Here is an 8742-nt window from a genome sequence, read left to right as displayed (position 1 = left end):
GCAAAGCGCGTCGTGGAAACGGGAAGCCTCGGGGCTTGACCCCGAGGTGGTTCACGTGTGTGTACAAATGACATTTTTGTCAGCAATCATGGCCAAAAAGACAATACGCTTCTGCTTCTTTTACAGACGAAATATACTTGCGAACCGAACTACAACTATTGTATTGAGTATTGTTATGTCATCAGACCCTGATTTTGGTACCCAGTTAGAGACCCTCACTGAAACATATTTTTTCGATCTGTGCGAGTGTGTTGAACTCCTTCCACAGATTCTTTCGGAGTATGAAGACAACGGTAGTTATGATGAAACGCTTGAACAGATACAAGACCTCGAAAGCGACTGCGATCGGACAGTACGCGAAATAAACGCGACCATCACAAATGCAGGTCCGAGTGAGATGGGTCTATTAAATTCGCGCGTGCATTTCAATTCGTCCGCACTCATTCAGTTCTACCAGAAACTCGATGTTATCGCAAACACAACCGAACGCATTGCCCAAGAGTTGCAGATGATGCAACCAGCACATGGCAACGAGTGTTATGACGGCCTCCAAGAGATGGCTGCCTGCACTGCTCGTGAGATCACAACGCTGGAAGATGTTGTTCAACGGTTTGTCCATAGCCTCCGTAATACAACAGAACAAGAGGTTCTCACGGCCGAGATTGCTGCAATTAGAGATATGGAGAGCGAGTGCGATCGGATTCGTAACCACGTGATTGCAACTGCATTTGAAGATGATTCAGTCGCACAGCCACTCATGTACCGTGAATTTGCAATCTTGTTTGATGAGTTGGCAAACACGATGGAAGACGTGACTGACCAAATTATCATTATTTCAAGTCACGAACCTGGTATTGTCGCCGAATCACGAGTGGATACTGACACACAGTGAAAGACATCTCAGCACCTATCAAGACGGATCGAGGAGTCTCACGTCGAGGAGTACTAGTTGGGGCCGGTGCTCTTACAGGGCTCTTTGTGAGTGCGGGAGCGTACGTCGCGTGGTCACTGCAAGGCGACCATGGCGGCTACGTCGCACCGGCTTCACAGCCAATGCTCTCGATACGTGGCCAGCAACTAGACGGGAGTGATCAACAGCTCCCAGAGCAAAGTGGAGAGTGGTCATTTGAGACTGCAGATGAGCTGTATCTCTTTGTACACGGGTTCGATACAACTGCTGATGCGGCTCCTAATTTGGCATACACCGCCGAACGTGCGTTCGAAGCAGTTCGTCCAAACCCTGTAGTTGGATTAAGTTGGGACTCCGATACTGAATGGGACGCTGCAAAAGAGACTGCAGATGCAACTGGTACTGTGCTCACGAACTGGCTTACCGAATGGGAACACACAGACGGAAGGCCGATTCATATTCTTGGCTATTCGCTTGGTGCGCGAGTTGTCTGTGAAGCACTCAACATCGCTGCCGATCGAAATGTGGAGACTCCAATCCGGTCTGTCTCATTACTTGGAGCTGCAATTCCACGTGAGAGCGTTACGACGGCGGGGCGATATAGCTCTGGAATCGAAGCCCTTGACGCGCCGGTCAGTAACTTCCACAGCGAGAACGATCGCGTCTTAGGTTGGATCTATCGCCTCTCCGATCGGTCACAAGCAGTGGGATACCAGGGAGCCGGGCAATCAGAAACGACGTCTGGATATACAGACGTTGATGTCACAGACTTGGTTGCAGATCACTACTCATATTTTCAGCCTGAAGAAGGCTGTATTCCTCGTGTTGTTGATCAGTTCCCGTCACAGTGACAGCTCACGTTGCTCTCAGTAAAACCGATGACATAAAAAGGAGCCGTACTATTCGATCGGCATCGATCGGTTGCGGAGATCAGAGCCACAGCTTTGACACGAACTCTCTGGTGTATCTGAAACCAGTATTTCGCCACAAGAGAGACACTCATACGATGTTGGTGTAGTATTGTCGTATCCACAATCCCAGAAACGCGGTTCGGATTCAGACGCTCTTTTCGACATACTAATGCAATATTTGCGTAGACCCATAGCCGTTTTAGTTTAATAATAAACTATTCAGAACACGACTCATTTATAATTAAACAGGCAGTGCATCAAACGGCAGTTGGTAATCACACGACACCGCACTCTGGACAGCAGACCCAATCTGGGACACAACTGGCGAAATACCGGATGAAGGAACGCTAAGCGTACGTGAAGGACCAGTCACACTGGAAAGATTGGAATGCACAACCCAGTTCGTTTGAAAAACGAAGTCTTTCGTAATGCCAGAAATCTTCGATTTTTGAACGGCACAGCCTTCGGTATACCTGTTTGATTACCGAGGTGGAGGCTCCGATCTGTAAGATCAAATTGTATCGTAAACCACCAAATATCCCAACTGAAGCACTGGAAGCCCCATCATCAGACTATCTGTGTTTTGATTGGCCAGCAAGATGCCGCGCGTCATGTGACGTCGTTAATATGGGAAGGATGTCACTCGAATAGACTTTGTCTTCATACATTGTTTATCCACCCTGGCAGGTTCTCTCGCTTCAATACATGATAACTAAATAGACTGTTAGCTGATATGCCTGATTAAAATCATAAATATAGCTCTAAGATACGTTATTTTATTTGGATCAAAAATACATAAATATAGCTAAGTACATAATATTGTAGTATATTTTAGCTTAGTTACCATAATATTACAAATTTTTGGATGATAAGAATTTCATAAAACTGTCAATCGTATTTGGCGGATCTAAATCCTATAGAATAGTATAATTATGTAAAAATTATATTTAACCACAAATGTGAAAGTTAGAAAAATAACAATTACAAAATTATGTTTGTAATTGCTCTCCAGGCAATTTGTCATCACCATTCAACGAGCAAACACAGTTGACGCGGACTCAAAATGGTTTCAATCTGTCATGTTTCCATGACGACCTCGATCTCGTCTATGGTTCAATTAGCATAATCCCACCTGTAGCGTTTGGCTGCGTAGCTATTGTACATGATGTCAAATTCACATTAGCAGATGAACCGTTATCATTAAATTACTATTACCAGTTATACCTAATGAACAATCTTTCTAATTAAATTTGACGTTCACACACCGACCACCGAGACAAAAGACGATTTCTTGATCTTGTTTGTTGGTTACCACTTCATTCTAATAACTCTTGAAGTAGCCATGTCGGCCCACCGTTTCTAATACTAACAGTTATAATTACAACATATATTATAAAAATCAAGTACGTATTACTGCTTGAACAATCTAAATTATATATTATTTTACATTATTTATCCGTTTGCGATTAAAATCAGCATTTTTGATCGGAGGAGGTATCCTATTAGAGATGCTGTATACGACAACCATTTCTAACAAAAATAAAATGACAGAACTAAATAAACCCGTTTTTGTCCTCTGAGAGATTGTATCTGACAATGGCTTCAAACGAGTTCTTTAGAATGCTCGTCCCACGCGAGATACGTCAGTTTCCTCCGGATCTCGCGGCCGTCGTTGTACTTACAGTCTCTGCGGTTGCAGCAGTGTTTCTCCCTGTTATCAACCTGACCCCAATACGGATATTTTTGGGAGTCCCGTTCGTATTGTTTCTCCCTGGATATGCGTTAATCGCCGCACTTTTTCCTGAGGCCGGTACATCGATCGACGAAGAAGGCGACGGAAGCAATGGAAGCAACGGAAAAGACAAAAATGGTAGTAATATCCTGCCTGGTGCCTTCCGGCTACGAACCGGAATCGATGGTATCGAGCGCGCTGCACTTTCTTTTGGGACCAGTATAGCAGTCATTTTTTTGATCGGCCTTCTGTTAAGTTTCACTCCTTGGGGGATCCGTCTCGTTGCGGTCGTACTTACCGTGGCGGGATTCACGATACTCACAGCTGCGATCGCGTCTTTTCGACGTTGGTCGCTCCCCGAGGAGGAACGGTTTGTCGTACCGTATCGTGAGTGGATTTCCCGGGGACGTGCGTCAATATTTGACACCGACTCACGGTTCGACGGTGCGTTGAACGCGATACTCGCGATCAGCGTGCTATTGGCAGTCGGAAGCGTAGCGTATGCTGTGGCTGTACCGCCAGATGGAGAGCAGTTCTCGGAAATATATCTGTTGACAGAGGATTCAGAGGGTGAGCTGGTGGCCGACGGGTATCCGCAGGAACTCGTCGCTGGCGAATCCGAATCCATCGTCGTCGGTATCGAGAACCAAGAGCACGAGACGACTGAGTACACAGTGATCGTTGAAGTCCATCAGGTAGAATTTTTGGAAGATAATGAAGTTCGTGTGACCGAACAAGAGCGAGTGACGACATTGGAAACGACACTTGAAGACGGTGAGACGTGGCAAGCGGAACACGAGGTGGCCTCAACGCTGGTCGGAGAGGACCTTCGCGTAACGTATCTACTGTATACTGACGACCCACCCGATGATCCGACGCGAGAAAATGCCTACCGATCGCTCCACTTCTGGATCGACGTAACCGATGATGACACGTCGGAGTGATACCGTTTCAGAACAGGATTATCAATATCACCATCAGCTCTTACTTTCATCGTTGAGTCTGTCGACGTGGCCTTACGAGATTCCACGACGTGAGTTCCGGTTCAATTTGTGCACTCTAGAAAATTTCAGCAGTCGGTGACAAGTACTTTGTATATTCTGTTCATGTGAAAAACCAATTTAAATGAAATTGTAAATATATATCTGTCCGTATCCGGATATGGTGGTATATACAGGCGCCCGGTACACCGAGAGAGCGACTGACAAACAGGACACCGCAGGGGTAAATAAATGGATACTAATGCAGACTACACCACGGAAAAATCGAAGAGGAGAGTACGACTGCCACCGAGCGATATTTGCGTCGTTGGTCTCGGATACGTTGGGTTACCGATAGCCGTCGAATTCGATCGCGCGGGCTACGATGTCGTTGGGTTTGACATCGACAACAAAAAGATCGATCAGCTACGCAGTGGAGTCGACCCGACAGGAGATGTGGGTGGTCGTCGGGTCAAAACGAGTGAGGTCCAGTTTACCGCCGACGAAATGGCGATCGAGCGCTCGAGATACGTCATTGTCACCGTACCGACCCCGATCGACGATTTGAAAAATCCGAATTTGACGTATGTGGAAAGTGCTGGTGAGACGATCGGTCGAAACATTACTCCTGGGACGACAGTCGTGCTTGAGTCCACGGTTTATCCCGGTGCGACGCGCGAAATTCTCGCTCCGGCAATCGAAGGGACCTCCGGACTCATCTCCGGTGACGATTTCTACCTTGGATATTCGCCGGAGCGACTCGTACCTGGCGACGATGAAAACGGCTTTCGAAATGTGGTGAAGATCGTCAGCGGCCAGGATGACGACGTGCTCGAGGATCTTACGGAGCTGTACGAATCGGTTGTCGATGCTGGCATCCACAAGGCACCGGATATTGAGGTTGCAGAAGCCGCAAAATGCATCGAAAACATCCAGCGGGATCTGAACATCGCACTAGTAAACGAACTTGCGATCACCTGTAACAATCTCGATCTCGATACGCATGCGGTGTTGGAGGCGGCTGGGACGAAGTGGAACTTCCACGATTATCGGCCAGGATTGGTTGGTGGTCACTGCATCCCGGTCGATCCATTCTACATCATCTATGAGTCCGAACGGAACGGATTCTCACCGAAACTCATCCAGCAAGGCCGAGAAATCAACGAGTACATGCCGAAGCACGTCGGCAAGGAGACGCTCAAGGCGCTCAATGAGTGCGGAAACGTACTCCGTGAATCTGTTGTGCTCGTCCTTGGATTGGCATACAAACCGAATGTCGGCGATATACGAACGTCAGCTGTCGATGGAACGATCCAGACGCTTCAGGAGTACGGCGTTAATGTCGTCGGATATGATCCCCACGTCGACGAAGATTTGGCAACGAAGATGTTCGATATTGACGTCCAACGAGAACTGATATTCGATGCAGTCGACGCGATCCTTTTCGCGACACCGCACGACGAATTCCGAAACATCGACTTCACTATGGCCGCCACCGAGATGACAGATAACCCGATTTTGATTGATGTGATGGGCGTGCTTACCCCCGAGCGCTACGAAAACTCGACGCTCGAATATCGGAGAATTTGAAAATGTATCGAGAGCACACGATCGGCGTCGTCGTACCTGCCTACAACGAAGAGGGGCTTATCAGCGACGTCATTTGGACGATGCCAGATTACGTCGATTGGATCTATGCGATCGACGACTGTTCCACAGACGGCACATGGGAAGAGATACAACACGCCGCACACGAAGATGCGATCGAAACTGAAGGTGGTGGACAAATAGGCCGTGAGCGGGCGCTACAATCTGTACGAGCCGATGGTGGCGTCGGAGATCTACTTACCGATCGTGCACGGATTCATTCACCGATCGGTCGCGTCGTTCCGATCCAGCACCGCGAAAATATGGGTGCCGGTGGCGCGATTAAAACAGGCTACCTTGCGGCACTGAAAGACGAACTGGATATCACTGTAACTATGGATGGCGACGGTCAGATGGATCCCAATCAGATGGTAAAATTGCTTGATCCACTCGTTGAGGATGCGGCCGACTACGCGAAGGGAAATCGGCTCCTGTACAGGGAGTATCGGGAGGGAATGTCGAACTTCCGTTTCTTGGGAAATTCGATTCTCACTTTCCTGACGAAGATTGCCAGCGGCTACTGGAAGACGATGGACCCTCAAAATGGGTACACGGCGATAACGCACTATGCACTGGAGAACGCCGACATAGAGAACATGTATGAGTACTACGGCTACTGTAATGACCTTCTCGTCAAACTGAACGCGAGGAATTTGCGGGTCGCCGACGTGGCGATGCCCGCGATTTATGGCGAAGAGGCGTCGAGTATTCGATACCCGACTTACATTCGAAAGGTATCAGGAATGTTGTTGCGGAACTACCTGTGGCGGCTAAAGGTGAAGTATCTCGTGATGGACTTCCACCCGCTCGCCTTTTTTTATATTTTTGGTGTCAGTACGATGGCGTTGGGGATGGTCGGCGGTCTCTGGTCGGTCTACGTAAAGTTCCTGCTCAATGGGGCGCTGTTTGTGCGGGCGTCGCTAAGCATGATGCTCTTTCTCATCGGGAGCCTGTTTTTATTGTTCGCGATGTTATTCGACATGCAGGTGAACAAAGATTACGAGGTACAAATTCATGAGTGAGGCCATCATAAATCGTAAACGGTGTATGATTGTTTCAGCCGAACTCTCAGGTGCTGATTTCTGGACATTATTATCTTCACATAAAACCTCGTTTTCGGTAGCAGGTCTTTCCGACGGATCCGATTTTGATATCTACCTTTGTGGAAGCAGAAATGCGGAGGAGCTGTGATTATGCGATTAGAACAAATTCAACTTACAGATTGGGAGAGAGCGCTCCAAAATCAGAAGTACAGTCCGTTTCACACGGCAGAAGCACTCGAAGTTATTGATACGCATACGGATGCGGAGATGCGGTTGTTTGCCGGATTCAACGGCCAGCGGCCGGTTGCACTGCTTCCGATATTTATTAAAGATGTGCCGATCGGGAAAATTGTACTTTCCCCACCATTAGGGCTAGGAATCAGGAGACTGGGCCCAATACTAATGCCGGCAAGCCCAAAACGGAGCAAACGTGAAAAAATAAATAGCAAATTTGCCGAACAAGTTATCGAAACCGTTGACGCCGACACAATGTCCACGCTGTTTTGGATATCCTGTGAGACAGAGTTTCGTGATCCGAGACCATACAAGTGGGCAGGATTCAACGTTGAGTCACTGTACACATACCAACTTGATCTCGGATCGTCCACGAAGGAAGAGGTTTTGAACTCGTTTAGCAGGAGCCTCCGTCGAGAGATCAGGGATGGAGAAGCAGATGATGTTCGGATCAAGAGGCGAGGTCAGGCGGGTGCACTCGACATTTATGAAGCCACAAAAGACCGATACGATGAGCAAGACAAAACATTCGACCTCTCTCCAGAATTTATGTTTGATCTGATAGAGGCACTCGGCGATCATGCAGCGGTTTACGTCGCCGAGTCTGCTGATGGCGAGTTCCTCAGCGGTATAATCGTTTTATATTCAAACGACACTGCATACTTTTGGAAAGGGGGGACGCGACAGGAACAGTTAGACCACAACGTAAACAGCTTGCTCCACTGGAACGTGATTACGGATATCTTCGAAGATCCTTCAAAAGAATCAATAAATAAATATGATTTTTCCACCGCAAATAACCGAAATATCGTTCAATACAAACGAAAGTTCGGTGGCAAACTCGAGACGTATTACCGGATCGAATCGAATAGCTTGCCCATGACAATCGCGAAACGAGCCTATCGCTTGAGGTGAGTTGTTGGCAAACGCACTAATGGGTTGCACCCAGCTGACTTCCTAATTTAAAATAATTAACCAGTATTCCACACTAATTTTTAAATAGGCATATAGCGATAGGTTGGCTTACGTATGACTGGAAGTAATTGGAGCGGAGAGTCAGTGGTAATTCCAGCGAATAAATATCCTCATTGCGTTCAACTGGTCCGTTCATTTGGTCGTCGAGGGATACATACGATCGTAGCCACTGACTCTATGGAGTGGGGACGAGCTCCATCACTTTGTTCACGTTATTGTGACGAGGCGATCCATACTCCCTCTCCAAGTGTACATTTAACGGAATTCAAAAATTCTTTTTTAAGTCTTGCCGAGCGACCGGACGTACGCA

At 47.5% G+C, this 8742-nt stretch carries 7 protein-coding genes; 6 read left to right on the top strand and 1 reads right to left on the bottom strand.

What is annotated here, in order from left to right; all coding sequences use genetic code 11:
- Nucleotides 1–175: 175 nt before the first annotated feature.
- Both AArcSt2_RS15330 and AArcSt2_RS15325 read left to right on the top strand, forming a co-directional pair.
- Nucleotides 176–892, top strand: a complete 717-nt coding sequence (locus AArcSt2_RS15330; protein WP_250585904.1) for a DUF47 domain-containing protein — start codon at nt 176–178, stop codon at nt 890–892.
- Entirely contained in the window at nt 889–1761 is an 873-nt protein-coding gene (locus tag AArcSt2_RS15325; protein ID WP_343233298.1) for a DUF726 domain-containing protein, read from the top strand. Before AArcSt2_RS15330 ends, AArcSt2_RS15325 begins: the two co-directional genes overlap by 4 nt.
- 48 nt (nt 1762–1809) lie before the next feature.
- On the opposite strand, the gene AArcSt2_RS15320 is transcribed toward AArcSt2_RS15325, so the two are convergent.
- Nucleotides 1810–1986, bottom strand: coding sequence for a rubrerythrin-like domain-containing protein (locus AArcSt2_RS15320; RefSeq protein ID WP_174655103.1), 177 nt, complete (start codon nt 1984–1986; stop codon nt 1810–1812).
- 1431 nt (nt 1987–3417) lie between these two features.
- Between AArcSt2_RS15320 and AArcSt2_RS15315 the strand changes: the two genes are divergently transcribed.
- The 4 genes from AArcSt2_RS15315 to AArcSt2_RS15300 all read left to right on the top strand — a co-directional run bounded on the left by AArcSt2_RS15315 (nt 3418) and on the right by AArcSt2_RS15300 (nt 8372).
- Nucleotides 3418–4497 (top strand): DUF1616 domain-containing protein, encoded by a 1080-nt coding sequence (locus AArcSt2_RS15315; RefSeq protein ID WP_250585902.1) that lies wholly within the window; start codon nt 3418–3420, stop codon nt 4495–4497.
- Nucleotides 4498–4785: 288 nt separating this feature from the next.
- Nucleotides 4786–6123: a nucleotide sugar dehydrogenase gene (locus tag AArcSt2_RS15310; protein WP_250585899.1), complete on the top strand. Its 1338-nt coding sequence runs from the start codon at nt 4786–4788 to the stop codon at nt 6121–6123.
- Nucleotides 6124–6125: 2 nt separating this feature from the next.
- Nucleotides 6126–7202, top strand: a complete 1077-nt coding sequence (locus tag AArcSt2_RS15305; RefSeq protein ID WP_250585897.1) for a glycosyltransferase family 2 protein — start codon at nt 6126–6128, stop codon at nt 7200–7202.
- A 171-nt stretch (nt 7203–7373) separates the two neighbouring features.
- Nucleotides 7374–8372, top strand: coding sequence for a GNAT family N-acetyltransferase (locus AArcSt2_RS15300; RefSeq protein ID WP_250585895.1), 999 nt, complete (start codon nt 7374–7376; stop codon nt 8370–8372).
- Nucleotides 8373–8742: the final 370 nt, after the last annotated feature.

The organism is Natronocalculus amylovorans (assembly GCF_023638035.1).
Classification (GTDB): Archaea; Halobacteriota; Halobacteria; order Halobacteriales; family Haloferacaceae; genus Natronocalculus; species Natronocalculus amylovorans.
This window is presented reverse-complemented; position numbering and strand designations above follow the sequence as displayed.

What these genes read in the sequence shown, in the direction of transcription:
- AArcSt2_RS15320 (WP_174655103.1), bottom strand. Translation starts at nt 1,986, where the DNA reads ATGTCGAAAAGAGCGTCTGAATCCGAACCGCGTTTCTGGGATTGTGGA.
- AArcSt2_RS15310 (WP_250585899.1), top strand. Translation starts at nt 4,786, where the DNA reads ATGGATACTAATGCAGACTACACCACGGAAAAATCGAAGAGGAGAGTA.
- AArcSt2_RS15305 (WP_250585897.1), top strand. Translation starts at nt 6,126, where the DNA reads ATGTATCGAGAGCACACGATCGGCGTCGTCGTACCTGCCTACAACGAA.
- AArcSt2_RS15300 (WP_250585895.1), top strand. Translation starts at nt 7,374, where the DNA reads ATGCGATTAGAACAAATTCAACTTACAGATTGGGAGAGAGCGCTCCAA.
- AArcSt2_RS15330 (WP_250585904.1), top strand. Translation starts at nt 176, where the DNA reads ATGTCATCAGACCCTGATTTTGGTACCCAGTTAGAGACCCTCACTGAA.
- AArcSt2_RS15315 (WP_250585902.1), top strand. Translation starts at nt 3,418, where the DNA reads ATGGCTTCAAACGAGTTCTTTAGAATGCTCGTCCCACGCGAGATACGT.